The organism is Salipiger marinus (assembly GCF_900100085.1).
Taxonomy (GTDB): Bacteria; Pseudomonadota; Alphaproteobacteria; order Rhodobacterales; family Rhodobacteraceae; genus Salipiger; species Salipiger marinus.
Genome location: NZ_FNEJ01000002.1, coordinates 140,943 through 166,185, shown reverse-complemented (window position 1 = coordinate 166,185; position 25,243 = coordinate 140,943). Strand labels below are relative to the sequence as shown.

The window sequence follows — 25,243 nt, the reverse complement described above, 5'->3', positions numbered from 1 at the left end:
CATGGTTTTTGTCTATGCGGTTCTTGGCCTCGTCCTGCTGCTGTTTGCGGGGGACGCGCTGGTCAAGGGTGCCGTCAACCTTGCGCTGCGCATGGGGATCCCGGCGCTGATCGTCAGCCTGACGGTGGTGGCCTTTGGCACCTCGGCGCCGGAACTGCTGGTCTCCGTTCAGGCGGCGCTGGACGGGGTGCCGGGCATCGCGCTGGGCAATGTGGTGGGATCGAACACCGCCAATGTGCTGCTGGTGCTGGGGATTCCCGCGCTGCTCGCGGTGATGCACACGTCGGGGCATGACACCCGCAAAAGCTATCTGACCATGCTGGGCGGGTCGGTGCTGTTCATCGCGCTGGCCTTCCGCGGCGTGTTCGACTGGATCGCGGGGCTGGTGCTGCTGGCGGGGATCACGCTGGCCATTCTGGATTCCGCCCGCGACGCGCTGCGTCACCGCCGCGCCGGCATTGCCGCAGGCCCGGCGGTGGAGACGCCCGAGGGCGCCGATCCGGACATGCCGTGGTGGAAGATCGCGCTGTTTCTGGCGCTGGGTCTGGTGGGGCTGCCCATCGGCGCCAACCTGCTGATCGACAGCGCCACCGAAATTGCCGCCATGTTCGGCGTGCCCGATACGGTGATCGGCCTGACGCTGGTGGCGATCGGCACCTCGCTGCCGGAGCTGGCCACCACGGTGATGGCGGCGCTGCGGCGGCAGGCGGATGTGGCGCTGGGCAATGTCATCGGGTCCAACCTGTTCAACCTGCTGGCCATCATCGGCATCGCCGCGCTGATCAGGCCGCTGCCGGTTGATCCGCAGTTCCTGAGCTTCGACCTGTGGGTGATGCTGGGCGCCTCGCTGCTGCTGATCCCCTTCGTGTTCCTGAAGCAGGATATCGGGCGGGTCTGGGGCGTGATCCTTACGGCGCTTTATGCGGGATATATGGCGCTGGTCCTGATCTGAGATGTGACGCAAGAGGAGACGTCGGATGGAACACCAAAAGCGGGCGCTGGTGACCGGGGCAGGGCACCGGCTGGGCCGGGCCATGGCGCTGTATCTGGCCGGGCGGGGCTATGACGTGGCGGTGCATTACGCCAGTTCCGCCGCAGGGGCCGAGGCGGTGGTGGCCGAGATCGCAGGTCTGGGCCGGCAGGGCGTGGCGCTGCAGGCCGATCTGCTGGACGAGGCCGCGACGCAGGGGCTGGTGGCGCGGGCCGCCGAAGCCTTGGGCGGGCCGCTGACCGTGCTGGTCAACAATGCCTCGATCTTCGAGCATGACACGCTGGAGAGCGCCACGCGCGACAGCTGGGACCGGCACATGGAATCGAACCTGCGCGCGCCTTTCGTGCTGACGCAGGGCTTTGCCGCGCAGGCCCCCGCGCCGCGCCGGGATGCCCGGGACGAGCCGGTGGCGCAGGCGCTGGTCGTCAACATGATCGACCAGCGGGTGCGCAGCCTGACGCCGGAATTCATGACCTACACGCTGGCCAAGATGGGGCTCTGGGCGCTGACCCGCACCGCCGCCATGGCGCTGGCGCCCAAGGTGCGCGTCAATGCCATCGGCCCCGGTCCGACCCTGCGCGGCGGTCGCCAGACCGAGGAGAATTTCGCCCGCCAGCGCGCCGCCACCGTGCTGGAACGCGGCGCCAGCCCCGAGGATATCTGCGCGGCTCTGGGCTATTTTCTGGAGGCGCCGGCCATCACCGGGCAGCTGCTGTGTGTGGATGGCGGACAGCATCTGGCATGGGAAACCCCGGACGTGCTGGGTGTGGAATGATGCAGGGCCGTTCCGACTTTTGCACCGGCGGATTTGCTGTCATGAAAGCGTTAAGAATTTGTTATCCTTTCAAGGGCTTGATGGGGTCTGCGAAAAAGAAACGTTCATTATCAACGGTTTGTGAAATCGCTCAAAAATTAAGCAATCCATTGAAAGGGCCAAGAACCAAGGGAATTTTGCAGTTGCCCGGAATTTGCCCGCAGGGTTATCCACAGAAGCGGTGGATGTATTCCTGCTTGATGCTGGCCTTGCGGCGGTGCAGCGAAGCCAGAGAATCGTTCCCCCCGAAAAGGGCTGACGCAGCGGCATGACGACAGACTCCGACCTTCCGCAGGACAGCGCCCGTCCCCGGGGCGCAGAGGTCATTCAGGCCTATCTGAAGACGCTGGACGGCAGCCCCGGCGTCTACCGGATGCTGGATGACCAGAGCCGGGTTCTGTATGTGGGCAAGGCGCGCAACCTGAAGGCGCGGGTGTCGAATTACGCGCGCCCGACGGGGCATTCGCGGCGCATCGCGCGGATGATCGCCGACACCGCGTCGATGATGTTCCTGACCACCCGGACCGAGACCGAGGCGCTGCTGCTGGAGCAGAACCTCATCAAGCAGCTCAAGCCGAAATTCAACGTGCTGCTGCGCGACGACAAGTCGTTTCCGAACATCATGCTGACCACGGATCACGCCTTTCCGCAGATCCGCAAGCATCGCGGCGCGCGCACCGAAAAGGGCGCCTATTACGGCCCCTTTGCCAGCGCGGGGGCGGTGAACCGCACGCTGAACCAGCTGCAGCGGGTGTTTCTGCTGCGCAACTGTTCCGATTCCATGTTCGAGGGCCGGACCCGGCCCTGCCTGCTGCACCAGATCCGGCGCTGTTCGGCGCCCTGTGTCGGGCGCATCTCCGAAGAAGACTACCGCGCCACGGTGGCGGATGCGCAGCGGTTCCTGTCGGGCAAGTCGACCCAGATGCAGGAGGTGCTGGCGGAGCAGATGATGGCAGCCTCGGAGGCGATGGAATTCGAACGCGCCGCCGCGCTGCGCGACCGGATCCGCGCGCTGACGCAGGTGCAGTCGGTGCAGGGCATCAACCCGCGCGGCGTGGCCGAGGCGGATGTGATCGCGCTGCATCTGGAGGGCGGGCAGGCCTGCGTGCAGGTGTTTTTCATCCGCGCCAACCAGAACTGGGGCAACAAGGATTTTTACCCCCGCGTCGGCGACGATGTCGGCCCCGAGGAGGTGATGGAGGCGTTTCTGGGCCAGTTCTACGACACGAAGGAACCGCCCCGCCTGCTGCTGCTGAGCCACGAGATCGAAAATCCCGACCTGATGACAGAGGCGCTGTCGGACAAGCTGGGCCGCAAGGTCGAGATCGCGGTGCCGCTGCGTGGCGAAAAGGCCGAACTGGTCGAGGGGGCAGCGCGCAATGCCCGCGAAAGCCTTGCCCGGCGCATGTCGGAAACCGCGACGCAGGCCAAGCTTCTGCGCGGGCTGGCCGATGCCTTCGGCCTTGATACCGTGCCGCAGCGGATCGAGGTTTATGACAACAGCCACATCATGGGCACCAATGCCGTTGGGGCGATGATCGTGGCCGGGCCCGAGGGCTTTCTTAAAAGCCAGTATCGCAAGTTCAACATCCGGGGCGACGATCTGACCCCCGGCGACGATTTCGGCATGATGAAAGAGGTGCTGACCCGCCGCTTCACCCGCCTGCTGAAAGAGGATCCCGAGCGTGAAAAGGGCCTGTGGCCGGATCTGCTGCTGATCGACGGCGGGGCAGGGCAGGTCAGCGCCGTGGCCGAGATCATGCGCGAACAGGGGGTGGAGGACATTCCCATGGTCGGCGTCGCCAAGGGCATCGACCGTGACGCGGGCAAGGAGGAATTCCACCGCATCGGCGAACGGCCCTTCGCGCTGCGCCACAACGATCCCGTGCTGTATTTCGTGCAGCGCCTGCGCGACGAGGCGCACCGCTTTGCCATCGGCACCCATCGCGCCAAGCGCGCCAAGGCGCAGATGGCCAATCCGCTGGACGAGGTGCCGGGGGTGGGGGCGTCGCGCAAGCGCGCGCTGCTGGCGCATTTCGGCTCCGCCAAGGCGGTCAGCCGCGCCAACTTTGCCGATCTGCGCGCGGTGGACGGGGTAAGCGAGGCGCTGGCCGAACGCATCTACGCCTTTTTCCACGAAAAGGGCTAGGCGGGCCATCACGCTCTGCGGAGCGGGCCGCTGTGCTCTGGACCTTGGCCCGCGCCGCGCCTACCGTGGCGCAAAACCACGGAGGCACATATGGCAGTCGGCACCAACATCCGCACCTATTTCCAAGGCGCATGGCACGAGGGCGACGTGGCGATCCTGCGCGGCGCGGATCACGGCACTTGGCTCGGCAGTTCGGTCTTTGACGGTGCGCGTTATGTGCAGGGTGTGGCCCCCGACCTTTACGCCCATTGCCTGCGGGTGAACCGCTCTGCCGAGGCGCTGATGCTGACCCCCACCGTCAGCGCCGAGGATATGGTGCAGATCGTCTGGGACGGGCTGTCGGCCTATCCCAAAGAGGCTGCCGTCTACATCCGCCCGATGTACTGGGCCACCAATGGCGACGGATCGGCCATCGTGCCCTCGCCCGAGAATGTGGGCTTTGCCATCTCGCTGGAACAGATCCCCATGGCCGCCACGGACACCAGCACCACGCTGGGCCGCACCCGATTCCGCCGCCCGGTGCTGGAGGATGCGGTGGTCAATGCCAAGGCGGGCTGCCTTTATCCCAACAACGCCCGCATGCTGGTCGAGGTGCGCCGCCGGGGCTTCGGCAACGCGCTGGTGGCCGATGCGCTGGGGAATGTTGCGGAAACCGCCACCGCCAACGTGTTCATGGTGCGTGATGGCGTGGTCTTCACCCCCATCGCCAACGGCACCTTCCTTGCCGGCATCACCCGGGCGCGGCACATCGCCAACCTGCGCGCCGACGGCGTGGAGGTGCAGGAAACGGTGCTGAGCTTTGCCGATTTCGAGACCGCCGAAGAGGTGTTCCTGACCGGCAACATGAACAAGATCACCCCGGTTTCGGGGTTCGAGGACACCTCCTATCAGATCGGTCCCGTCACCCGCCGCGCGCGCCAGCTCTATTGGGACTGGGCGCTGTCTGACGGTTGAGATGCGGCGCGAGCCGCCCCTGACCGCGCCCCGGCGCCCGGCCCAGCCCGAGGCGCGGCGCGTGCTGCGGGCAGAGCGGGGGCCGGGGCCTGCGTCCGGATCCAAGCCGGAGCCCGCAGCCCCGGGCCTGCGCGCGCTGCGGGGCGACCGGCCTCCGCGCCGCCGCCGCTCGCTTTTCCGCCGGGGTCTGGCGCTGCTGCTGCGGCTGCTGCCGCTGGTGGTCACGCTGGGCCTGATGGTCTGGGCACTGCAGGACAACCCGCTGGCCCGCCCGCTGGTTGCCGCTTCTGACCAGCAGATCCGCGCCAGCCTTGACCGGGCGCTGGCCGCACGGCTGCCGCCCGAGCGGCTGGTGCTGGAGCTGGACGAGGCGCTGATGACCAATGATCTGGACCGCATCGACATGCTGCTGCCCTTGGCCGACCGGGTGGGGCTGACCCCGGATCCGGCGCAGGCCGAGGCGATCACCGCGCTGCGCGAGGCGGAAAGCGGCTTCTGGGCCGGGGCTGCGGACTGCGCGCGCTGTGCCGCCGATGTGGCCGACTGCCCGTCGCTGCGCATGCTGGGCGCCTGCGGCATCCCGCTGGAACTGACGCCCGTGGGGGATCTGAACGCGCTGCGCCGTGCGGGCATCGCGCTTTGGGAAGAACAGGATGTCGACGAGGTCGAGGTGACGCTGGCCGCCATCGGGCTGGCCGCCACCGGCGCGATCGTCCTTACCGGCGGCAGTTCCGCCACGGTGAAGGCCGGGGCCACCGCGCTGCGTCTGGGGCGGCGCATGGGCACGCTGACCTCGGGCTTTGCGGCGGATCTGGCGCGGCTGACCGATGCCGCCATGCTGCGCCGTCTGCTGGCGCGCAGCGGCGATGCCGCTGACAGCGCGCGGCTCGCGCGGGCCAATGCGCTGGCGGGGGATGTGACCCGCGTGGTGGGCAACACCTCCATGTCGGATGGCATCCTGCTGCTGCGCCATGTGGACAGCGCCGAGGATGCCGCCCGGCTGGCGCGGCTGTCGGATGTGGCGGGCCCCGAAACGCGCGGCGTGATCGAGGTTCTGGGCAAATCCCGCACCTTCCGCGCGCTGCTGCGCGTCTCGGACGAGGCGCTGGCGGCGGTGGCGCTGATCTGGCTGGGGCTGGGGCAGCTTGTCGCCTCGGTCGGGCTGTGGCTGGGCGGGCGGCTGATGCGGCCGCTCACGCAGGGGCTGGCGGGGCGGCTTTAGTTGGGCGTTGCCTGTGCGCCTGCCCTGCGCCATGATCTCCGCGAAGGAGAGACCTCATGCGCAAGTTCCTCGTGGTGCTCGATGACAGCCGCGAATGTCTCAACGCGATGCGGTTTGCCGCGATGCGCGCGGCCCGCACCGGCGGAGGCGTGGCGATCCTGTCGGTGATCCCGCCTGACGATTTCAACCACTGGATCGGTGTGGGCGACATCATGCGCTCCGAAGCCCGCGAGCGCATCGAGGCGCATTTCGAGGTTTTCGCCAAATGGATGCGCGACCGGCAGGGGGTGGATCCGGAACTGGTGATCCGCGAAGGCGACCCGGTGACCGAGATTCTGGCGCAGGTGAAGGACGATCCCGATATCGGCGTGCTGGTGCTGGGGGCGGCGGCGGACAAGAAGGGCCCGGGCCCGCTGGTCAGCCAGATGACCCGCTCTTCGGGCAGCCTGCCGATCCCGCTGACCATCGTGCCCGGCGACATGTCCAAGGAGCGGCTGGAGGCGATCACCTGAGCCGCCAACTTTAGAACGGTTCCAAATCTTGACGCGGGGCGGGTGCGGGCGCATATAGGGAGCAGCCCGGAGAAAGGACGCCTCATGTTCATCCAGACCGAATCCACCCCGAACCCCGCGACGCTGAAATTCCTGCCGGGCCAGACCGTGCTGGAAATGGGCACCGCCGATTTCCCCAATGCCGACGGGGCTGCCGCCTCGCCGCTGGCGGGCCGGCTGTTTTCCGTTTCCGGCGTGGCCGGCGTGTTCCTTGGCAGCGATTTTGTCACCGTCACCAAGGGGGATGCCGCCGACTGGGATCATGTGAAGCCCGCCGTTCTGGGCGCGATCATGGAGCATTTCCAGTCCGGCGATCCGGTGATGGCGGGCGACGCCAAGGCCAGCTCGGGCCACCGTGACCATACCGGCGAGGATGGCGAAATCGTCAGCCAGATCAAGGAACTGCTCGACAGCCGGGTGCGCCCTGCCGTGGCGCAGGATGGCGGCGACATCACCTTCCACGGCTTCGAGCGCGGCGTGGTCTACCTGCACATGCAGGGCGCCTGCGCGGGCTGCCCGTCTTCGACCCTGACGCTGAAGATGGGCATCGAGAACCTGCTGCGCCATTACATCCCGGAAGTGACCGAGGTGCGGCCGGTCATGGCCTGAGCCATGGCTGCCGGACCGTTTGTCCTTGGCTTCGACACCTCGGCCGCGCATTGCGCGGCCGCTGTGCTTGACGGCGAGCGCTGTCTGGCCACCCGGGTCGAGGAGATGGGGCGCGGGCAGGCCGAACGGCTGATGCCCCTGCTGGAGGAGCTGCTGGCCGAAGCGGGCCTCACCTGGCGCGATCTGCACCGCATCGGCGTAGGGGTGGGGCCGGGGAATTTCACCGGCATCCGCATTTCCGTCGCCGCCGCGCGCGGTCTGGCGCTGGGTCTGGGGATCCCCGCCATCGGGGTCAGCACCTTTGACGCGATCCAGCTTGCCGATCCCGAAGCCGCCGCCGCCGTGCCCGCGCCGCGCGGCCAGATTTATCTGCAGCTGCCCGGCGGGGCGCCCGCGCTGGTGACCGACAGCACCGACATCACCCCCGTGCTGCCGCCCGACCCTGCGGAGCTGGCCTGCCGGATCGCCCGCATCGCCGCCCTGTCCAGTTCGCTCGCGCGGCCTGCGCCGCTTTATATCAAGCCCGCCGATGCCGCGCCCGCGCGGGATGCGGCGCCGCTGATCCTGTCATGACCCCTGCCGAGCTTGCGGCGCTGTCGGCCCGCGCCTATCGCCACATGGATCCGTGGGGCGAGGCGGATTTCGCCGAAACGCTGGCCCATCCGCTAACGCTGCTGGTGACGGGGCAGGGGGCCTTCGTGCTGGGCCGGGTGGTGGCGGACGAGGCAGAGATTCTTGCGCTTGCCACCGATCCCGCAGGCCAGCGGCGCGGGCTTGGCCGCGCGGTGCTGACCGCCTTCGAGGCGCAGGCGCAGGCGCGCGGGGCCGCACAGGTGTTTCTGGAGGTGGCCGAGGCCAATGCCCCGGCGCGCGGCTTTTACGGCGCCTGCGGCTATGCCGTCACCGGGCGGCGCAGGGACTATTATGCCCGCCCCGAGGGGGGGCGCGACGATGCGCTGCTCATGGCGCGCACGCTGCCCTTGGGTCACGCGCCACCCGCCGCCAACCCTGCGTCGGATCACTGAAAAACCAGTTGACCCGCCTTTGCGGCACAGCCTTAATCGGGACAGATCTGCAAGGATCGGCCAACAGAGCGGGGCGGGACAACGCCGCCGCCAGTCCACACCCGGGAGCAAGACATGACCTTCGCAAAAACCATCCTCGGCACCGCGGCCACGCTGGCGCTGACATCAGGCGCGGCGCTGGCCGATCCGGCGCTGATCTACGATCTGGGCGGGAAATTCGACAAATCCTTCAACGAAGCCGCCTATAACGGCGCCGAGATGTTCGTGAAGGAAACCGGCGGCAGCTACCGCGACATCGACCTGCAGTCCGAAGCACAGCGCGAACAGGCGCTGCGGCGCTTTGCCGAAAGCGGCTTCAACCCGGTGATCACCACCGGCTTTTCCATGTCCGCCCCCATCGCCGAAGTGGCGCCCGACTATCCCGATACCAAATTCGTGACCATCGATGGCTTCGTCGATCCCGAAACCCATCCCAACGTGCTGTCGATCCTGTTTTCGGAACATGAAGGCTCGTATCTGGTCGGCATGATGGCCGCCATGGCGTCTGAATCGGACACTGTCGGCTTCATCGGTGGCATGGACACGCCGCTGATCCGCAAATTCGCCTGCGGCTATGCGCAGGGCGTGCTGGCGGTGAAGCCCGAGGCCACGGTGATTTCCAACATGACCGGCACCACCCCCGCCGCGTGGAACGACCCGGTGAAGGGGTCGGAACTGACCAAGGCGCAGATTTCGCAGGGCGCCGACGTGGTCTATGCCGCCGCCGGTGGCACCGGCATCGGCGTGCTGCAGACCGCCGCCGACGAGGGCATCCTGTCGGTGGGCGTGGACAGCAACCAGAACTACCTGCATCCGGGCAAGGTGCTGACCTCCATGCTCAAGCGTGTGGATGTGGCCGTGGCCGAGGCGATGACCAAGGGCGAGGCGCTGGAAACCGGCGTCATGGTGCTGGGTCTGGCCGAAAACGGCGTGGGCTACGCGCTGGACGAGCACAATGCCGATCTGGTCTCCGCCGAGATGAAATCCGCCGTCGATGCGGCGCGGGAAAAGATCATCGCGGGCGAGATTGCCGTGCATGACTATTCCTCGGATGACAGCTGCCCCGTCATCAATTTCTGATCCCGCTCTGTGACGGGCCGCGGCCAGACGCCTGCGGCCCGTTTTTCTTGTCTGTCCGCCGGGCCGCCTGCGCCCGGCGCGGCGGGCCCGCCACACGAGGCCGCGCATGAGTGACATTCCCGCCATCGAGCTGAAAGGCATCTCCAAGGCTTTCGGCCCGGTGCAGGCCAACCGCGACATTTCCATCCGGGTGATGCCGGGCACGATCCATGGCATCATCGGCGAGAATGGCGCGGGCAAATCCACGCTGATGTCGATCCTTTATGGCTTCTACAAGGCCGATGCCGGCGAGATCCATGTCAACGGCACAAGGCGCGACATCACCGACAGTCAGGCGGCGATCGCGGCGGGCATCGGCATGGTGTTCCAGCATTTCAAGCTGGTGCAGAATTTCACCGTGCTGGAAAACATCATCCTCGGCGCCGAGGACGGGCCGCTGCTGCGCCCCTCGCTGGCCCGCGCGCGGGGGGTGCTGAAATCCCTTGCCGAGGAATACGAACTGTCGGTCGATCCCGACGAGCTGGTGGAAAACCTGTCCGTCGGGCATCAGCAGCGGGTGGAGATCCTCAAGGCGCTTTACCGGCAGGCGGATATCCTGATCCTTGACGAACCCACCGGCGTGCTGACCCCCGCCGAGGCCGACCATCTGTTCCGCATCCTCGACAACCTGCGGCGCGAGGGCAAGACGATCCTGCTCATCACCCACAAGCTGCGCGAGATCATGGAGATCACCGACACCGTCAGCGTGATGCGGCGCGGCCAGATGACCGCCACGGTGCGCACCGCCGACACCTCCCCCGAAGAGCTGGCGGAGCTGATGGTGGGGCGCAAGGTGCTGCTGCGGGTCGACAAGGCCCCCGCCACGCCGGGTCGGGTGCTGCTGGAGGTGGAAAACCTGCGCCATGTCGATGCCCATGGGGTCGAACGGCTGAAAGGCGTGTCGCTGCAGCTGCGCGCTGGCGAGATCCTCGGGCTGGCAGGGGTGGCAGGCAATGGCCAGTCCGAACTGCTGGAGGTGCTGGGCGGCTATGCGGCGGCCAAGGGGGCCGTGCGGCTGAACGGGCAGGCGCTGCCGCTGGCGGGGCCGGGATCGGATGCCGGGGCGCGGCGGGCGGCGGGGCTGGGCCATGTGCCGGAAGACCGCCAGACCGAAGGGCTGATCATGCCCTATACCGCGTGGGAAAACACCGTGTTCGGCTATCACCGTGATCCGCGCTACCAGCGCGGCCTGCTGATGGACAATGCCGCGATCCGGGCAGAGGCTGCGGACAAGATGGCGCGCTATGACGTGCGCCCGCCCGATCCCGATCTGGCCGCGCGCAATTTCTCGGGCGGCAACCAGCAGAAGATCGTGCTGGCGCGCGAGATCGAACGCGACCCCGAGGTGCTGCTGATCGGCCAGCCGACGCGCGGCGTCGATATCGGCGCCATCGAATTCATTCACAAGGAAATCGTGCGCCTGCGCGACCGGGGCAAGGCGATCCTGCTCGTGTCGGTGGAACTGGACGAGATCTTTGCGCTGTCGGACCGCATCGCGGTGATCTTCGACGGGCAGATCATGGGCGAACGCGACCCCGCCCGCACCAACCAGACCGAACTGGGCCTGCTGATGGCGGGCATGACCGAAATGCCGGACGGGCCGCTGGTCGAGGCGGTGGACGCGCAGATGGCGGCAAAAGCGGCGCGGGAGGCCGAACATCATGGATAGGATGCCCGCATGGGCCGATGCGGTGCTGGTGCCGCTGATCTCGATCCTGCTGGCCGCGCTGCTGTCGGCGCTGGTGATCCTTGCCATCGGCGAAAGCCCGGTCGAGGCGCTGCTGCTGATGGTCGACGGTGCGCTGATGCGCTCCACCGGCTGGGGCTATACGCTCTATTACGCGACGAATTTCATCTTTACCGGCCTCTGCGTCGCCATCGCCTTTCATGCCAGCCTGTTCAACATCGGCGGCGAGGGGCAGGCGATGATCGGCGGGCTGGGGGTGGCGCTGGTCTGCCTGTTCATTCCCTTTCCGCACTGGTCCATCGCCCTGCTGGTGGCCACCGGAGCCGCCGCGCTCTTCGGCGCGGGCTGGGCGCTGATCCCCGCATGGCTGCAGGCGCGGCGCGGCAGCCATATCGTGATCACGACGATCATGTTCAACTTCATCGCGGCGGCGGTGCTGAACTATGTGCTGGTGAACCTGCTGCGCCCCGCAGGCGCCATGGATCCGGCCACGGCGCCCTTTCCCGCCGCCACCCATCTGCCCAGCTTTCACGACATGTTCGCCACGGCGGACAACCCGCTGTTCCGCGGATCACCCGCCAATGTCAGCTTCTTTCTGGCGGTGCTGGCCTGTCTTGGGGTCTGGCTGCTGATCTGGCGGACCCGGCTCGGCTATGAAATCCGCGCCATGGGCTTTTCCGAAAGTGCCGCGCGCTATGCGGGCATCTCTCCGGTGCGCATCACCGTCATCACCATGCTGATCTCCGGCGGGCTGGCGGGGATGATGGCGCTCAACACCACCATGGGCGAGGCGGAGCGGCTGGTGATGAACGCCACCGAAGGCGCGGGCTTCATCGGCATCGCCGTGGCGCTGATGGGGCGGTCGCATCCCTTGGGCGTGCTGCTGGCGGCGCTGCTGTTCGGGTTCCTGTATCAGGGCGGGGCAGAGCTGGCGCTCTGGACCAATATCCCGCGCGAGCTGATCACCGTCATTCAGGCGCTGGTGATCCTGTTCACCGGGGCGCTTGGCAACATGGTGCGCGTGCCGCTGGAACGGATGTTCGTGGCGCTGCGGCGGAGGGCCTCGTGATGGAGTTCGTGACCCTGCTTCAGGTGCTGGATTCCACCGTGCGGCTGGCCATGCCGCTGCTGCTGGCCTGTCTGGCCGGGCTGTTTTCCGAACGTGCGGGCATTTTCGACATCGGGCTGGAGGGCAAGATGCTCGCCGCCGCCTTCCTGTCGGCGGCGGTGGCGGCGGTCACCGGGTCGGTCTGGCTGGGGCTGCTGGCGGGAATCGGGGCTTCGCTGCTTTTGTCGGCGATCCACGGGCTGGCCTCGATCACCTTTCGCGGCAACCAGCTGATTTCCGGGGTGGCGATCAACTTTCTGGCCTCGGGGCTGACGGTGCTGCTGGCGCAGGACTGGTTTGCCGAAGGCGGGCGCACGCCGTCGCTGATGGGCGCGGGCCGGTTCGAAAGCCTGACCCTGCCCTTTGCCGAAACCCTGAGCACGGTGCCGGTGCTGGGGCCCATCTATTACGAGCTGATTTCCGGGCATTCGATCCTTGTCTATGTCGGGTTCCTGATGGTGCCGCTGACATGGTGGGTGCTGTTCCGCACCCGGTTCGGCCTGCGGCTGCGCGCCGTCGGCGAGGCGCCTGAGGCGGTGGACACCGCAGGCGTGTCGGTGGTGGGGATGCGCTTTGCCGCCGTGGCGATCTGCGGCGTGCTCTGCGGACTGGCGGGGGCCTATCTTGCCACCGGGCTGCAGGCGGGCTTCGTGCGCGAGATGACGGCGGGGCGCGGCTATATCGCGCTGGCGGCGCTGATCTTTGCCAAATGGCGGCCATGGCACGCGCTCTGGGCCTGTCTGCTGTTCGGCCTGCTGCAGGCGGTGGCGCTGCGCTACCAGAACCTCGAGATCGCGGGCATTCCGCTGCCGGTGCAGCTTATGGACGCGCTGCCCTATATCCTGACCGTGGTGATCCTTGCGGGGTTCGTGGGCAAGGCCATCCCGCCGCGCGCGGGTGGCCAGCCCTATGTGAAGGAACGCTGAGGCGGCGGGGGCCGCGCCGCCCCGCCGCCACAACGGCGGTACGAGGCCGGCGAGGGGCGCTGCCCCTCGCGCTCCCCGGGATATTTCCGCCAAGAAGAAGGGGCGGATGCGGCGCTGCGGCAGGGTTGCATCAGCCAAGGCGATCGGTCATCCCGATGGGCGGCTGTGGTTGCCAAATCCGGCGGGCATGCGCAAAGTCGGGCCATGCAGATATACCTTCCCATCGCTGAAGTCTCGGTCAATGTCTTCCTGCTGTTCGGGCTGGGCGGTCTGGTCGGCGTGCTGTCGGGCATGTTCGGCGTGGGCGGCGGGTTTCTGATCACGCCGCTGCTGTTCTTCATGGGGATTCCGCCTGCGGTGGCGGTGGCCACCGGCGCCAACCAGATCGTCGCAAGCTCGATTTCCGGGGTGCTGGCGCATCTGAAACGCCGCACGGTGGATCTGCGCATGGGGTCGGTGCTGCTGGCGGGGGGGCTGGTCGGCTCGGCGCTGGGGGTGTGGATTTTCAACCTGCTCAAGGAACTGGGGCAGGTCGATCTGCTGGTGCAGCTCTGTTACGTGGTGTTTCTGGGCATCATCGGCGCGCTGATGTTTGTCGAAAGCCTGAACGCGCTGTTCCGGGCGCGCAAGGGCGCGCCGTCCAAGCGGCGCCATCACGGCTGGGGGCAGGGCCTGCCTTTCAAGATGCGGTTCCGCACCTCGGGGCTTTACATCTCGGCCATTCCGCCGGTGCTGGTGGGGCTGATGGTGGGGGTGCTGGCCGCGATCATGGGCGTGGGCGGCGGCTTCATCATGGTGCCCGCGATGATCTATCTGCTGGGCATGCCGACCAAGGTGGTGATCGGCACCTCGCTGTTCCAGATCATCTTTGTCACCGCCTTCACCACGCTGCTGCATGCCACCACCAATTACACCGTGGACATCCTGCTGGCGCTGGTGCTGATCGTGGGGGGCGTGATCGGCGCGCAGCTGGGCACGGTGCTGGGCATGCGGCTGAAAGCGGAGCAGCTGCGCATCGCGCTGGCAAGCCTCGTGCTGCTGGTCTGCGGCAAGCTGGCGCTGGATCTGTTCCTGACCCCCTCCGAGATTTACGATCTGGTGACGCCATGAGGGGGCTGGCGCTGATCCTTGCGCTGCTGCTGGCGGCGCTGCCGCTGCGGGCCGAGGAGGTGGTGATGGGGCTGAGCCGCAACACCGTCGCCATCACCGCAGATTTCGACGGGTCCGAGGTGCTGATCTTTGGCGCGGTCAAGCGCGAGGTGCCGATCCTGCCCGAGCCGCCGCTGCAGGTGATCGTCACCGTCGAGGGCCCGCTGGAGCCGGTGACGGTCTGGCGCAAGGCGCGGCGCATGGGCATCTGGGTCAATTCCGAAGCGGTGGAGGTGGACAGCGCCCCCGGCTTTTACGCCGTGGCCACCTCGGCGCCATGGTCCGACGTGATCTCGGCGGTAGAGGATCTGCGCCACGAGGTGTCGATCCCCCGCGCCATCCGGTCGGTGGGCGCCCCCATGGAGATCATGGACAGCCAGAGCTTTACCGAGGCGCTGATCCGCATCCGCGAGGCGGAGGGGCTTTACCGGGTCGAGGAAAATTCGGTGGAGTTGCGCGACAGCACGCTGTTTGATGCGGCGATCACCATGCCCGCCAATATTTCCGAAGGCCGCTATGTGACGCGGGTGCTGCTGACGCGGGGCGGTGTCGTGGTGTCGGAACATTCCTCGGAACTGATGGTCAGCAAGGTCGGGCTGGAACGCTGGCTGTTCAACCTGTCACGCAACATGCCGCTGGTTTACGGGCTGCTGTCGCTGGCCATCGCGGCCTTTGCGGGCTGGGGCGCCTCGGCGGCCTTCCGCGCCATGAGATCGGGATGACCCGCCGCCCGCCCTCGCCGCGCGCGGATTATGCCGTGTTCTTTCCGCTGCAGACCCGGTGGAAGGACATGGACGCCTATGGCCATATCAACAACGTCACGTATCTGTCCTATGTCGATACGGTGGTGTCGCTCTGGCAGCTGGAGCATGGCATGGGCCCGCTCGATCCCTCCGGGCAGCGGTTTCTGGTGGCCGAGAATGGCTGCACCTTCCATGCCGAGGCGCATTTCCCCGACCGGCTGGAGGCGGGGCTGCGGCTGGGGCATCTGGGGCGCAGCTCTGTCCGGTTCGAGGTGGGGTTTTTCCGGGGCGATGCGCCGCTGGCCTCGTCCGAGGGGTTTCTGGTCCATGTGCTGGTGAACGAAGCGGGCCGCCCCGTGCCCATTCCCGACGAGGCGCGGGCGGCGCTGGCCCGCCTGCAGCTTTCCGCAAAAGGATCCTGAGATGACCGACCTGCCGATTCCCGTCGATGCCGACCGCTTTCTGGCCGATCTGCACGCGCTGCGCGGCTTTGGCGCCACCGGCACCGGCAAGGGCGTCTGCCGCCCCGCCTATTCCACGGCGGATCTGGCCGCGCGCGACTGGCTGGCCGGGCGCATGACCGAGGCGGGGCTGGCGGTGCAGGTCGATCCGGTGGGCTCGGTCTTCGGTCTGGCGGAGGGGCGGTCGCTGCTGGTGGGCTCGCATTCCGACAGCCAGCTGGAAGGCGGCTGGCTGGATGGCGCGCTGGGGGTGGTGGCCGGGCTGGAGATCGCCCGCGCCGCGCGCGAGGCGGGCGGGCCGCCGGTATCCTGCGTATCGTTTCAGGACGAGGAGGGCCGCTTTGGCGTCACCACCGGCAGCGCGGTCTGGTCGGGCCACATGCCGCTGGAGCGGGCCGACACCCTGCGCGACGCGGACGGGCAGACCATGGCAGAGGCGCGCGCGGGGCTGGGCGACCGGGTGGGCGGCTTTGTCGATCCGGCGCGGTTCAGCGGCTTTCTGGAAATGCATATCGAACAGGGCCCGGTGCTGGACAGCGAGGGCGGGCAGCTGGCGGTGGTCGAGGCCATCGTGGGTCTGCGCAATCTGACGCTGACCTTTCACGGCCTGCAGAACCATGCAGGCACCACGCCGATGCGCCTGCGCCGCGACGCGTTTCAGGGGCTGGCGCTGTTCACCTCCCGCATCAACGAGCGGTTCCGCAACGTCGTCACCCCGGCCACGGTCTGGACCATCGGCCATGTCAGCGTGCATCCCAATGCTCATGCGGTGGTGCCGGGCCGCGTGACCTTCACCCTGCAGTGGCGCGACGGCGAGTCGTTCCGGCTGGACCGGATGGAGGCGATCGCCCGCGAGACCGCCGCCGAAGTCGCCGCCGAACTGGGGCTGGATCTGGAGACGGCGCCGCTGCTCGATCTGCCGCCCGTGCCCATGGATCCCCGCCTGCGCGCCGCGCTGGAAACCGGGGCAGAGGCCGAGGCGCCGGGCCGCTGGCGGAACCTGCCCTCGGGGGCGCTGCATGACGCCACCAATGTGGCGGCGCTGATGCCGGTGGCGATGCTGTTCGTGCCCTCCATCGGCGGGATCAGCCATGATTTCGCCGAAGACACCGCCGAGGCCGATCTGGTCTGCGGGCTGCGCGCGCTGGCGCGGGCGGTCGCCGCTCTGGGCTGACGGCGGGAACCCCCGCGCCTCCCCGGCGTTGCTCTGGGGTAGCACAAGCAGGAGCCTGCCATGACCGACCCCCGTGCCATCACCGCCACGCCCGACCAGCTGGAGCGGCTGCAGCACCTGCTGTCGCGCAGCGCCGATGCCCGCGCGTGGTTCGAGGAAATGGAGGACAGGGCAGAGCCCGAATTCCGCCCCGTCACGGTAAAGTTCCGTGGCCTGCATGTGGAACAGGTGGACCGGCTGACCGCGCTGCTGACCGCCGTGGGCGGCGAGCCCGACCCTTCGGGCAGCGTGCGGGGCGCGGTCAGCCGCGCCGCCGTGTCCATGCGCGCCATCTTCGGCGAGATCGACACCGACATGCTTTCAGCCATCCGCGACTCGGAATCCGCGCTGCTGGACGAATTCGCCGCCGTCATCCCGCAGATGGAGCCGTCGCGCTACCGCGACGAGCTGGTGCAGATGCAGGGCGAACTGACCCGCCTGCTGGCCGAGGTGGAGGCCGAGGCGGCCCGTCCGCGCGACTGACCGCTCAGGACCAGTCCACATCCCCCAGAAAGATGTAGCCCGCGCCATAGATCGTCTTGATCAGGCGCGGGTTTTTGGGATCCTCGCGCAGCTTGGTGCGCAGCCGCGAAATGCGCACGTCCATGGCCCGGTCGAAACTTTCGCCCGCCCCGCCGCCAAGGCTTTCCTGCATATGCGCCCGGCTCAGCAGCCGCTTCGGCGCCTCGAGGAACAGCCGCAGCACCTCGCCTTCGGCATGGGAAAACGGCACCTCGGCGCCGCCTGCATCCTCCAACACGTAACGGTCGAAATGCGCGGTCCATCCGGCAAAGCGCGCGGTGCTGCCCCGGCTGTCCCGCGTGCGGGGGCTGCGCAGCCGGGCGCGGATGCGGGCCACCACCTCGGCGGGATCAAACGGCTTGATGATGTAGTCATCCGCGCCCAGTTCCAGCCCGGTCACCCGGTCCTGCACCTGCGCCCGGCCCGAGATGATGATGACCGCCGCCCCCTGTTCCAGCGCCAGCCGGTGCACAAGGCTCAGCCCGTCGCGGTCCGGCAGGCCCAGATCCACCAGACAGACATCGGGGCCCGCGCGTTTCAGCGCCGCCTCGAAATCCGTGGCGCGGGCGAAGCCCTGACAGCGGAAGCCCGCCTCGGTCAGCGCCTCGGTCAGGATGGCGCGGATCGCCGCCTCGTCATCCAGAATGAACACCAGCGGCGCGGTCATGGCGCGGTCTCCGGGGCGGGCTGCGTCTCGGGCCACAGGAACCCGGCAAGCTGGCCCTGACTGAACGGCTTGGCCAGCACCGGCGCGCAGGCGGCGGCGCGGATGTGGCGCGGATCCCCGGCAGGCAGCGAGGTCATCAGCCGCACCGGCAGATGCGGCAGCAGGCCGGGCAGGTCGCTGCCGGGCTGAGCCCCCTCCACCAGCACGTCCGACAGCACAAGATCGATCTCCAGCCCTTCGGCCAGCGCCAGCGCCTCGGCGACCGAGGCCGCTTCCACCACCACCTGACCCATGCCGGTCAGCATGTCGCGGATCCCTGCGCGCAGATCGGCGTCATCCTCCACCAGCAGCACCAGATGCGGGCGGGGCGGCAGCACGGCGCGGCGCAGCGGCAGGCGCAGCGTGACCCGCGCGCCGGGGCTGTCATTGGCCAGCTTGATAGTGCCGCCCGCCAGCTTCACCATGTCATAGACCATGGCCAGACCCAGCCCGGATCCGGCGCCGCCCTTGGTGGTGAAAAACGGATCAAGCCCACGCGCCAGCGCCTCCGGGGTGAAGCCGGGGCCGGTGTCGCGCACCACCAGTTCCAGCCATGTGTCGCGCAGCTCGCGCAGGGTCAGGGTGATGCGCCCGCCCGCCGCGCCGCAGGCATCGCGCGCGTTCAGGATCAGGTTCAGCGCCGCATCCTGCACCAGCCCCGCATCCAGCAGATAGGCGCCAGATCTGGGGGCCGTCACCTCCAGCGTGATGCCCTCGGGCAGGGAGGGACGGGCCAGCGTCGCCAGATCGCGCAGGAAGGCGCGAAGGTCCACCGGTTCGGGCCGCCATGCCCGCGGCGAGGTGATGTTGGCGATCCGGTCCAGCAGCACGCCACCACGCCGCGCCGCCTGTATCGTGCCCGCCACCAGCCGCTGCGCCTCGGGATCCGGCGCCAGCCGCTGCAGCTTCGACATCATGCCCAGAATGATGGTCAGCAGGTTGGCGAAATCATGCGCCAGCCCCGAGGTCAGCTGCGCCGCCATCTCGCGCCGCCGCCCGTGCTGCAGCGCCGCCCGCGCCTGCGTCTCCTCGGTCACGTCCAGCGACAGGATATAGACGCCGCGCTCCAGCGGATCGGGGGTGAACACCGCACGGATGCGGCGCGAGGAACCTTCGTCGGTGAATTCGAACAGGTTCTGCTCTCCGGCCAGCGCCCGCTCCAGATGCGGCAGCACGCGGGCATAGGCGGGCCCCAGCGCCTCCGAAATATGCAGCCCTACGATGTCCGAAGGCCGCCCCGGCATCACCTGCGACAGCCGCCGGTTGGAATAGGTGTAGCGTCCCGCCGCATCGACCCGGGCGATATGGGCGGGCATCATCTCGGCGGTGAGCCGGGTGCGCGCCTCCATCTCGGTCAGCTCGCGCCGCGCCTCCTCAAGCGCTGCATTGGTGGCGGCGAGTTCGCGGTTGGTGGCGGCCAGCGCCTCCGACCGCCGCAGCACCTCGCCCGACAGCAGCTCGGACCGGGTGCGCAGCAGCAGCTCCTGCGCCTTCACTGCGGTGATGTCGGTATAGACGGTGACCCAGCCGCCCTGCGGCAGCGGCGCGCCCTCCACCGAGATGGTCCGGCCATTGGCGCGGGTGCGCTCCATGTAATGCGGGGCAAAGGCGCGGGCCTGATCCACCCGCGCCTGCACGAAAGCCGCCGGATCCTCCACCACGCCATATTCCCCCGCCTCGACCAGATGCCGGATCGTCTCGTCGAACCGCGCGCCGGGCTGGCGCAGCCGCAGCGGCAGGTCGAACATCTCGGCGAAGCGGCGGTTGCTGACCGCCAGCCGCAGATCCCGGTCATAGATCGACAGCGCCTGCTGGATCAGGTTCAGCCCGGCCTGTGTCAGCGCGTCCTTGTCCATCCCGCCTCCCCCTGCACAAGGGCTAGCACCGCCGACCGCACCCGCAAAGCCTGTCGCCACGTTCCGCCGCTTCTTCTTGGTCCAAATATCCCGGGGGAGTCCGCCGCAGGCGGACGGGGGCAGAGCCCCCCCTTTTCTGAACCTCCGGCGGACGCCGTCCTTGTTACAATTCGCAAGGTTTGGGCAAACATGCCGAAAAGATTGACCGGCAGGCTGATTTCGATCCTGATGAGGGATGACTCGCAAGAGGCGCGCCACGGGCCCTGAGGAGGAGGGTCTGCGGCGTCCGGCCCAAGCCGGGAGCACAGGGAGGAGACCACTTGGCCCATCAGTCCGGGGGTGCGGAAGATCCGCGCTCCGTCCCCGCCATGCTGGCGCGCAACGCCACGCGGCATGCAGACCGTCCCGCCTATCGGGAAAAGGAATACGGCATCTGGCAGAGCTGGACATGGGCCGAAACGCAGGCGGAGGTCGAGGCTTTCGCGCTGGGGCTGCTGGATCTGGGCGTGGCGCGGGGCGATCATGTGGCGGTGATCGGGCGCAACCGGCCCGCGCTTTACTGGTCGATGGTGGCGGCGCAGATGGTGGGGGCGGTGCCTGTGCCGCTTTATCAGGACGCGGTGGCCGAGGAGATGGCCTATGTGCTGGGCCATTGCGGCGCGCGCTTCGTCATCGCCGCCGATCAGGAACAGGTCGACAAGGTCATCGAGATCCAGCAGGGCCTGCACCAGTTCGAACATATGATCTATGTCGATCCGCGCGGGCTGCGCAGCTATGACCACAGCCGCCTGCACGCCTATGTGCAGGTGCAGGCGCAGGGCCGCGCCGCACGCGCGACATGGCTGCCGGAACTGCAGGCGCGGCGCGCGGCGCTGGGCTATGACGACACCTGCGTGATGCTTTATACCTCGGGCACCACCGGGAAACCCAAGGGTGTGGTGCTGTCTAACCGCAACATCCTCGAGACGGCGAAAAACTCCGCCAGCTTCGACCGGCTGGACGCGGGCGAGGAGGTGCTGGCCTATCTGCCCATGGCCTGGGTGGGGGATTTCATCTTTTCCGTCGGGCAGGCCTACTGGACCGGGTTCTGCGTCAACTGCCCGGAATCGCCCGAGACGATGATGACCGACCTGCGCGAGATCGCGCCCAGCTATTACTTCGCGCCGCCAAGGGTGTTCGAAACCCAGCTGACCCAGATCATGATCCGGATGGAGGATGCGGGCGCGCTGAAGCGGCGGATGTTCCGGCATTTCATGGATCTGGCGCGCCGGGTCGGGCCGCGCGTGCTGGACGGCAAGCCGGTGGGGCTGCTGGACCGGCTGCATTACGCGCTGGGCGAGGCCTGCGTCTATGGCCCGCTGAAAAACGCGCTGGGCTTTTCCCGCGTCCGCGTCGGCTATACCGCCGGTGAGGCGATCGGCCCGGAGATTTTCGATTTCTACCGCGCGCTGGGCATCAACCTGAAGCAGCTATACGGCCAGACCGAGGCGTCGGTCTTCATCACCCAGCAGCCCGATCACGAGGTGCGGCCCGACACGGTGGGCGTGCCCTCGCCCGGGGTGGAGATCCGCATCGCCGAGTCGGGCGAGGTGTTCTACCGCTCGCCGGGGGTGTTCGTGGAATATTACCGGAATCCCGACAGCACGGCGGGGACCAAGGATGCCGAAGGCTGGGTGGCCACCGGGGATGCGGGCTTCATCGAGGAGGCGACGGGGCATCTGCGCATCATCGACCGGGCCAAGGATGTGGGCCGCATGGCGGATGGCGCGCTGTTTGCGCCGAAATATGTCGAGAACAAGCTGAAATTCTATCCCAACATCCTTGAGGCGGTGGTGTTCGGCGCGGGCCGCGACCGCTGCGCCGCCTTTCTCAACATCGACCTGACCGCCGTGGGCAACTGGGCGGAGCGCAACGCCATCGCCTATGCCTCCTATCAGGAACTGGCGGGGCATCCGCGGGTGCTGGACATGATCCAGAGCCATGTGGAGGAGGTCAATCGCAGCGTGGCCGGGGATGCGATGCTGTCGGGCTGCCAGATCCACCGGTTTCTGGTGCTGCACAAGGAGCTGGATGCCGATGACGGCGAACTGACCCGCACCCGCAAGGTGCGCCGCGCGGTGATCGCCGAGAAATATGCCGATCTGCTGGCGGCGCTTTACGACGGGTCGGAGGAGATCCGCACCGAAACCGAGGTGACCTATGAGGACGGGCGCAAGGGCCGCATCCGCGCGCATCTGACCATCCGCGACGCGGCGGTGGGGCCGGTCGGGATGCGGGAGGTGGCGGCATGAGGGCGGTGACGGCGGGCGGGCGCTCCTGCTGCGCAGATCGCCCCGCCCACCGTCCCGTCAGGGCGGATCTGGTGGCGGGGGTGGCGTGATGGATGGCAGCAGGACAGACGACAGCACGGAAGGGCAGGAAACCGTGAGGGATGAGGGACATGTCGTGGCGGAGGGCCGCAGGATCGGCCCGGTGCTGATGGAGCTGCGCAACATCACCCTGCGCTTTGGCGGGGTGGTGGCGATCAAGGACATCTCCTTTGACATCCGCGAGGGCGAGATCCGCGCCATCATCGGGCCGAACGGGGCGGGCAAATCCTCCATGCTCAACATCATCTCGGGGTTCTACACGCCCTCGGAGGGCGCGCTGCTTTACAGGGGCGAGACCCGACCGCCGATGCGCCCCTATGAGGTGGCGCGGCTGGGGGTGGCGCGCACCTTTCAGAACATCGCCCTGTTCGAGGGCATGACCGTGCTCGACAACGTGATGACCGGGCGGCTGACCCATATGAAGGCGGGGCTTGTGGCGCAGGCGCTGTGGTGGGGCCGGGCGCGCGACGAGGAAATCGCCAACCGCGAGGTGGTGGAAAAGGTCATCGACTTCCTCGAGATTCAGGCGATCCGCAAGACCCCGGTGGGGCGGCTGCCTTACGGGCTGAAAAAGCGGGTGGAACTGGCCCGCGCGCTGGCCGCCGAGCCGTCGCTGCTGCTGCTTGACGAGCCGATGGCGGGCATGAATGTCGAGGAGAAGGAGGACATGAGCCGCTTCATCCTCGACGTGAACGACGAATTCGGCACCACCATCTGTCTGATCGAGCATGACATGGGGGTGGTGATGGATCTGTCCGACCGGGTGGTGGTGATGGATTACGGGCGCAAGATCGGGGATGGCACGCCCGACGAGGTGCGGCGCAATCAGGATGTGATCGACGCCTATCTGGGGGTGGCGCATTGATCCGGGTCCGGGGGGCGCCTCCGGTGCATGGCCCCTGCACATCCCAAGGCGAGGCCCGCAGCAGCAAGGAGCGGACGACATGCTGAACGACATCTTCATCAAGCCCTTCGCCGACATGGCCGCCGCGCCGGATTTCCTGCTGCAGGTGCTGTGGGAGGGGCTGGTCTCTGGCATCCTTTATGCGCTGATCGCGCTGGGCTTCGTGCTGATCTACCGCTCCAGCCGCATCTTCAACTTCGCGCAGGGCATCATGGTGGTGTTCGCAGCGCTGACGCTGGTGGGGCTGCACGCGCTGGGGATCCCGGCATGGATCAGCGTGGCGCTGACGCTGGCGGTGATGTTCGCGCTGGCGGTGACCATCGAACGGGTGGTGCTGCGCCCGCTGGTGGGCCAGCCCGACATCATCCTGTTCATGGCCACCATCGGCATCACGCTGTTCCTGATCGGCGGCGGCGAGATCATCTTTGGCGGCGAGAACAAGGTGATGATCACCGAGGAACTGGGCATTCCCACCGGCTCGGTGCTGCTGGAGCCATGGGGCGGGCTGCTGATCCTTGAACAGAAGGACATCACCGCCGTGCTGGTGGCGGCGGCGCTGGTGGTGGCGCTGCTGGTGTTCCTGAACAGGACGCGGATGGGCCGGGCGATCCGGGCGCTGGGCGACGATCATCAGGCGGCCCTGTCGGTGGGGATTTCGCTGCAGACGGTCTGGGTGCTGGTCTGGTTCATCGCGGGGATCATCGCGCTGGTCACCGGCATCGCATGGGGCGCGCGGGCGGGGGTCAGCTTTGCGCTGGAGGTGATCGCCTACAAGGCGCTGCCGGTGCTGATGCTGGGCGGGCTTGAATCCATCACCGGGGCGATCATCGGCGGGCTGATGATCGGGATGCTGGAAAAGCTGTTCGAGATCTACTGGGGCCAGCCGCTGCTGGGCGGCAATACCGAGACATGGTTCGCCTTCGTGCTGGCGCTGGTGGTGCTGCTGTTCCGCCCGCAGGGGCTGTTCGGCGAGCGCATCATCGAACGGGTCTGACGGCATCGGACAGGGCACTGGGCACAAGGGAGGGCGGCATGTTGTATCGCACGGCGGGGCAGTTCAAGACGAGTTACAAGGCGGATATGGCGCTGTTCCCGGTGCGGCAGGATGCGGTGCTGCTGGCGGTGATCCTTGCGCTGGTCTGGGGGGTGTTTCCGCTGCTGGCCAGCGAATTCGCCTTTCAGACGCTGCTGATCCCCATCCTGATCTATGCGCTGGCGGCGCTGGGGCTGAACATCCTGACGGGCTATGCCGGGCAGCTGTCGCTGGGCACCGGCGCCTTCATGGGGGTCGGCGCCTATGCCTGCTACAAGATGGTCACGCTGTTTCCGTGGATGAACCCGGTGGTGGCGATCCTGCTGTCGGGGCTGTTCAGCGCCGGGGTGGGGGTGATGTTCGGCATCCCGTCGCTGCGGATCAAGGGCTTCTACCTCGCCATCGCCACGCTGGCCGCGCAGTTCTTTCTGGTCTGGCTCTTCGAGAAATGGGGCTGGCTTTACAATGACAACGCCTCCGGGGCGATTCAGGTGCCCAATCTGGACATGTTCGGGATCTATGTCGCCGGGCCGCAGGCCTCGTCGCTGGTGCAGTATTACGTGGTGCTGGCGGTGGTCACGCTGATGACCCTGCTCTGCATCAACCTGACGCGGGGCAATCTGGGGCGGACGTGGAAGGCCACGCGCGACATGGACATCGCCGCCGAACTGATCGGCATCAACCTGCTGCGGTCCAAGCTGATGGCCTTTGCGGTGTCTTCCTATGTGGTGGGGGTGGCGGGGGCGCTCTTCGTCTTCATGTGGCGGGGGGCGGCGGAGCCGAACCTGTTCGACATCCCGCTCAGCTTCCGGGTGCTGTTCATCGCCATCATCGGCGGGCTGGGATCGATCCTTGGCAATTATCTGGGGGCGATCCTGATCGTGGGGCTGCCGGTGGTGCTGAACACGCTGCCGCAGGCGCTGGGGCTGCCGATCAGTTCCGCCACGGTGGAACATCTGAACGTGATGATCGTGGGCGCGCTGATCGTGTTCTTCCTGATCATCGAACCGCACGGGCTGGCCCGGCTTTGGGCGCTGATCCGCGAAAAGCTTATCATCTGGCCCTTCCCGCATTGAGGAGGCGCGGGGGGGAC

General features: G+C 67.6%; 25 protein-coding genes. 23 read left to right on the top strand and 2 right to left on the bottom strand.

All coding sequences use genetic code 11. The features are described from left to right. Position 1 precedes the first annotated feature (1 nt). From BLR51_RS02745 to BLR51_RS02660, 19 genes are all read left to right on the top strand, one after another. Complete coding sequence (locus BLR51_RS02745; RefSeq protein ID WP_089843450.1) at positions 2 to 952, top strand: calcium/sodium antiporter; 951 nt, start codon at positions 2 to 4, stop codon at positions 950 to 952. Positions 953 to 977: 25 nt separating this feature from the next. Next, the gene (locus BLR51_RS02740; protein WP_089843447.1) at positions 978 to 1,766 is read left to right on the top strand and encodes an SDR family oxidoreductase; all 789 of its coding nucleotides are present in this window, start codon (positions 978 to 980) and stop codon (positions 1,764 to 1,766) included. Then, positions 1,766 to 2,077: a hypothetical protein gene (locus BLR51_RS27340; protein WP_131821777.1), complete on the top strand. Its 312-nt coding sequence runs from the start codon at positions 1,766 to 1,768 to the stop codon at positions 2,075 to 2,077. The genes BLR51_RS02740 and BLR51_RS27340 overlap by 1 nt, the downstream gene beginning before the upstream one ends. After that, complete coding sequence (gene uvrC, locus BLR51_RS02735; RefSeq protein WP_089843443.1) at positions 2,074 to 3,954, top strand: excinuclease ABC subunit UvrC; 1,881 nt, start codon at positions 2,074 to 2,076, stop codon at positions 3,952 to 3,954. Before BLR51_RS27340 ends, uvrC begins: the two co-directional genes overlap by 4 nt. Before the next feature lie 90 nt (positions 3,955 to 4,044). Then, the gene (locus BLR51_RS02730) at positions 4,045 to 4,908 is read left to right on the top strand and encodes a branched-chain amino acid aminotransferase (RefSeq protein ID WP_089843441.1); all 864 of its coding nucleotides are present in this window, start codon (positions 4,045 to 4,047) and stop codon (positions 4,906 to 4,908) included. A gap of 1 nt (position 4,909) precedes the next feature. Further along, positions 4,910 to 6,130 carry a hypothetical protein gene (locus BLR51_RS02725; protein ID WP_089843439.1) on the top strand — a complete coding sequence of 407 codons (1,221 nt, stop codon included), beginning with the start codon at positions 4,910 to 4,912 and terminating at the stop codon, positions 6,128 to 6,130. A 56-nt stretch (positions 6,131 to 6,186) separates the two neighbouring features. Next, complete coding sequence (locus BLR51_RS02720; RefSeq protein WP_089843436.1) at positions 6,187 to 6,642, top strand: universal stress protein; 456 nt, start codon at positions 6,187 to 6,189, stop codon at positions 6,640 to 6,642. 84 nt (positions 6,643 to 6,726) lie between these two features. Beyond that, positions 6,727 to 7,290: a NifU family protein gene (locus tag BLR51_RS02715; protein ID WP_089843433.1), complete on the top strand. Its 564-nt coding sequence runs from the start codon at positions 6,727 to 6,729 to the stop codon at positions 7,288 to 7,290. 3 nt (positions 7,291 to 7,293) lie between these two features. Beyond that, entirely contained in the window at positions 7,294 to 7,863 is a 570-nt protein-coding gene (tsaB, locus tag BLR51_RS02710) for a tRNA (adenosine(37)-N6)-threonylcarbamoyltransferase complex dimerization subunit type 1 TsaB (protein ID WP_089843431.1), read from the top strand. Further along, positions 7,860 to 8,315, top strand: coding sequence for a GNAT family N-acetyltransferase (locus BLR51_RS02705; protein WP_089843429.1), 456 nt, complete (start codon positions 7,860 to 7,862; stop codon positions 8,313 to 8,315). The genes tsaB and BLR51_RS02705 overlap by 4 nt, the downstream gene beginning before the upstream one ends. 114 nt (positions 8,316 to 8,429) lie before the next feature. Then, on the top strand, positions 8,430 to 9,434 hold the full coding sequence (locus tag BLR51_RS02700) for a BMP family lipoprotein (protein ID WP_089843427.1): 1,005 nt from the start codon (positions 8,430 to 8,432) through the stop codon (positions 9,432 to 9,434). A 106-nt stretch (positions 9,435 to 9,540) separates the two neighbouring features. Next, on the top strand, positions 9,541 to 11,142 hold the full coding sequence (locus tag BLR51_RS02695) for an ABC transporter ATP-binding protein (RefSeq protein ID WP_089843424.1): 1,602 nt from the start codon (positions 9,541 to 9,543) through the stop codon (positions 11,140 to 11,142). Beyond that, a complete protein-coding gene (locus tag BLR51_RS02690; protein ID WP_089843422.1) occupies positions 11,135 to 12,229 on the top strand; it encodes an ABC transporter permease in 1,095 nt (364 codons plus the stop codon). The genes BLR51_RS02695 and BLR51_RS02690 overlap by 8 nt, the downstream gene beginning before the upstream one ends. Continuing rightward, positions 12,229 to 13,194 (top strand): ABC transporter permease, encoded by a 966-nt coding sequence (locus BLR51_RS02685; protein ID WP_089843419.1) that lies wholly within the window; start codon positions 12,229 to 12,231, stop codon positions 13,192 to 13,194. Before BLR51_RS02690 ends, BLR51_RS02685 begins: the two co-directional genes overlap by 1 nt. A gap of 204 nt (positions 13,195 to 13,398) precedes the next feature. After that, on the top strand, positions 13,399 to 14,304 hold the full coding sequence (locus BLR51_RS02680; protein WP_089843417.1) for a sulfite exporter TauE/SafE family protein: 906 nt from the start codon (positions 13,399 to 13,401) through the stop codon (positions 14,302 to 14,304). Then, a complete protein-coding gene (locus BLR51_RS02675; RefSeq protein ID WP_089843414.1) occupies positions 14,301 to 15,065 on the top strand; it encodes a TIGR02186 family protein in 765 nt (254 codons plus the stop codon). The genes BLR51_RS02680 and BLR51_RS02675 overlap by 4 nt, the downstream gene beginning before the upstream one ends. Beyond that, positions 15,062 to 15,508 carry an acyl-CoA thioesterase gene (locus BLR51_RS02670; protein WP_089843411.1) on the top strand — a complete coding sequence of 149 codons (447 nt, stop codon included), beginning with the start codon at positions 15,062 to 15,064 and terminating at the stop codon, positions 15,506 to 15,508. Before BLR51_RS02675 ends, BLR51_RS02670 begins: the two co-directional genes overlap by 4 nt. 1 nt (position 15,509) lies before the next feature. Next, positions 15,510 to 16,721 carry a hydantoinase/carbamoylase family amidase gene (locus BLR51_RS02665; RefSeq protein WP_089843408.1) on the top strand — a complete coding sequence of 404 codons (1,212 nt, stop codon included), beginning with the start codon at positions 15,510 to 15,512 and terminating at the stop codon, positions 16,719 to 16,721. 60 nt (positions 16,722 to 16,781) lie between these two features. Then, the gene (locus BLR51_RS02660) at positions 16,782 to 17,243 is read left to right on the top strand and encodes a DUF2383 domain-containing protein (protein ID WP_089843405.1); all 462 of its coding nucleotides are present in this window, start codon (positions 16,782 to 16,784) and stop codon (positions 17,241 to 17,243) included. Positions 17,244 to 17,247: 4 nt separating this feature from the next. Here the strand turns inward: BLR51_RS02660 and BLR51_RS02655 are convergent, their stop codons facing one another. Further along, positions 17,248 to 17,949 carry a response regulator transcription factor gene (locus BLR51_RS02655; RefSeq protein ID WP_089843402.1) on the bottom strand — a complete coding sequence of 234 codons (702 nt, stop codon included), beginning with the start codon at positions 17,947 to 17,949 and terminating at the stop codon, positions 17,248 to 17,250. Continuing rightward, positions 17,946 to 19,844, bottom strand: a complete 1,899-nt coding sequence (locus BLR51_RS02650) for a hybrid sensor histidine kinase/response regulator (RefSeq protein ID WP_089843399.1) — start codon at positions 19,842 to 19,844, stop codon at positions 17,946 to 17,948. The genes BLR51_RS02655 and BLR51_RS02650 overlap by 4 nt, the downstream gene beginning before the upstream one ends. A 320-nt stretch (positions 19,845 to 20,164) precedes the next feature. On the opposite strand from BLR51_RS02650, the gene BLR51_RS02645 reads away from it, so the two are divergent. The 4 genes from BLR51_RS02645 to BLR51_RS02630 all read left to right on the top strand — a co-directional run bounded on the left by BLR51_RS02645 (position 20,165) and on the right by BLR51_RS02630 (position 25,226). Next, positions 20,165 to 22,135: an AMP-binding protein gene (locus BLR51_RS02645; protein ID WP_375342670.1), complete on the top strand. Its 1,971-nt coding sequence runs from the start codon at positions 20,165 to 20,167 to the stop codon at positions 22,133 to 22,135. 88 nt (positions 22,136 to 22,223) lie between these two features. Then, positions 22,224 to 23,078 (top strand): ABC transporter ATP-binding protein, encoded by an 855-nt coding sequence (locus BLR51_RS02640; RefSeq protein WP_089843395.1) that lies wholly within the window; start codon positions 22,224 to 22,226, stop codon positions 23,076 to 23,078. Positions 23,079 to 23,157: 79 nt separating this feature from the next. Continuing rightward, positions 23,158 to 24,111: a branched-chain amino acid ABC transporter permease gene (locus tag BLR51_RS02635; RefSeq protein ID WP_089843392.1), complete on the top strand. Its 954-nt coding sequence runs from the start codon at positions 23,158 to 23,160 to the stop codon at positions 24,109 to 24,111. A gap of 38 nt (positions 24,112 to 24,149) precedes the next feature. Next, positions 24,150 to 25,226, top strand: coding sequence for a branched-chain amino acid ABC transporter permease (locus BLR51_RS02630; RefSeq protein WP_089843388.1), 1,077 nt, complete (start codon positions 24,150 to 24,152; stop codon positions 25,224 to 25,226). The last annotated feature ends 17 nt before the right edge of the window (positions 25,227 to 25,243 follow it).

Coding starts and splice junctions, on each gene's coding strand:
- BLR51_RS02730 (WP_089843441.1), top strand. CDS start 4,045: ATGGCAGTCGGCACCAACATCCGCACCTATTTCCAAGGCGCATGGCAC.
- BLR51_RS02655 (WP_089843402.1), bottom strand. CDS start 17,949: ATGACCGCGCCGCTGGTGTTCATTCTGGATGACGAGGCGGCGATCCGC.
- BLR51_RS02670 (WP_089843411.1), top strand. CDS start 15,062: ATGACCCGCCGCCCGCCCTCGCCGCGCGCGGATTATGCCGTGTTCTTT.
- BLR51_RS02660 (WP_089843405.1), top strand. CDS start 16,782: ATGACCGACCCCCGTGCCATCACCGCCACGCCCGACCAGCTGGAGCGG.
- BLR51_RS02680 (WP_089843417.1), top strand. CDS start 13,399: ATGCAGATATACCTTCCCATCGCTGAAGTCTCGGTCAATGTCTTCCTG.
- BLR51_RS02705 (WP_089843429.1), top strand. CDS start 7,860: ATGACCCCTGCCGAGCTTGCGGCGCTGTCGGCCCGCGCCTATCGCCAC.
- BLR51_RS02685 (WP_089843419.1), top strand. CDS start 12,229: ATGGAGTTCGTGACCCTGCTTCAGGTGCTGGATTCCACCGTGCGGCTG.
- BLR51_RS02740 (WP_089843447.1), top strand. CDS start 978: ATGGAACACCAAAAGCGGGCGCTGGTGACCGGGGCAGGGCACCGGCTG.
- BLR51_RS02715 (WP_089843433.1), top strand. CDS start 6,727: ATGTTCATCCAGACCGAATCCACCCCGAACCCCGCGACGCTGAAATTC.
- BLR51_RS27340 (WP_131821777.1), top strand. CDS start 1,766: ATGCAGGGCCGTTCCGACTTTTGCACCGGCGGATTTGCTGTCATGAAA.
- BLR51_RS02725 (WP_089843439.1), top strand. CDS start 4,910: ATGCGGCGCGAGCCGCCCCTGACCGCGCCCCGGCGCCCGGCCCAGCCC.
- BLR51_RS02665 (WP_089843408.1), top strand. CDS start 15,510: ATGACCGACCTGCCGATTCCCGTCGATGCCGACCGCTTTCTGGCCGAT.
- BLR51_RS02675 (WP_089843414.1), top strand. CDS start 14,301: ATGAGGGGGCTGGCGCTGATCCTTGCGCTGCTGCTGGCGGCGCTGCCG.
- BLR51_RS02690 (WP_089843422.1), top strand. CDS start 11,135: ATGGATAGGATGCCCGCATGGGCCGATGCGGTGCTGGTGCCGCTGATC.
- BLR51_RS02635 (WP_089843392.1), top strand. CDS start 23,158: ATGCTGAACGACATCTTCATCAAGCCCTTCGCCGACATGGCCGCCGCG.
- BLR51_RS02640 (WP_089843395.1), top strand. CDS start 22,224: ATGGATGGCAGCAGGACAGACGACAGCACGGAAGGGCAGGAAACCGTG.
- tsaB (WP_089843431.1), top strand. CDS start 7,294: ATGGCTGCCGGACCGTTTGTCCTTGGCTTCGACACCTCGGCCGCGCAT.
- BLR51_RS02695 (WP_089843424.1), top strand. CDS start 9,541: ATGAGTGACATTCCCGCCATCGAGCTGAAAGGCATCTCCAAGGCTTTC.
- BLR51_RS02630 (WP_089843388.1), top strand. CDS start 24,150: ATGTTGTATCGCACGGCGGGGCAGTTCAAGACGAGTTACAAGGCGGAT.
- BLR51_RS02650 (WP_089843399.1), bottom strand. CDS start 19,844: ATGGACAAGGACGCGCTGACACAGGCCGGGCTGAACCTGATCCAGCAG.
- BLR51_RS02745 (WP_089843450.1), top strand. CDS start 2: ATGGTTTTTGTCTATGCGGTTCTTGGCCTCGTCCTGCTGCTGTTTGCG.
- BLR51_RS02720 (WP_089843436.1), top strand. CDS start 6,187: ATGCGCAAGTTCCTCGTGGTGCTCGATGACAGCCGCGAATGTCTCAAC.
- uvrC (WP_089843443.1), top strand. CDS start 2,074: ATGACGACAGACTCCGACCTTCCGCAGGACAGCGCCCGTCCCCGGGGC.
- BLR51_RS02700 (WP_089843427.1), top strand. CDS start 8,430: ATGACCTTCGCAAAAACCATCCTCGGCACCGCGGCCACGCTGGCGCTG.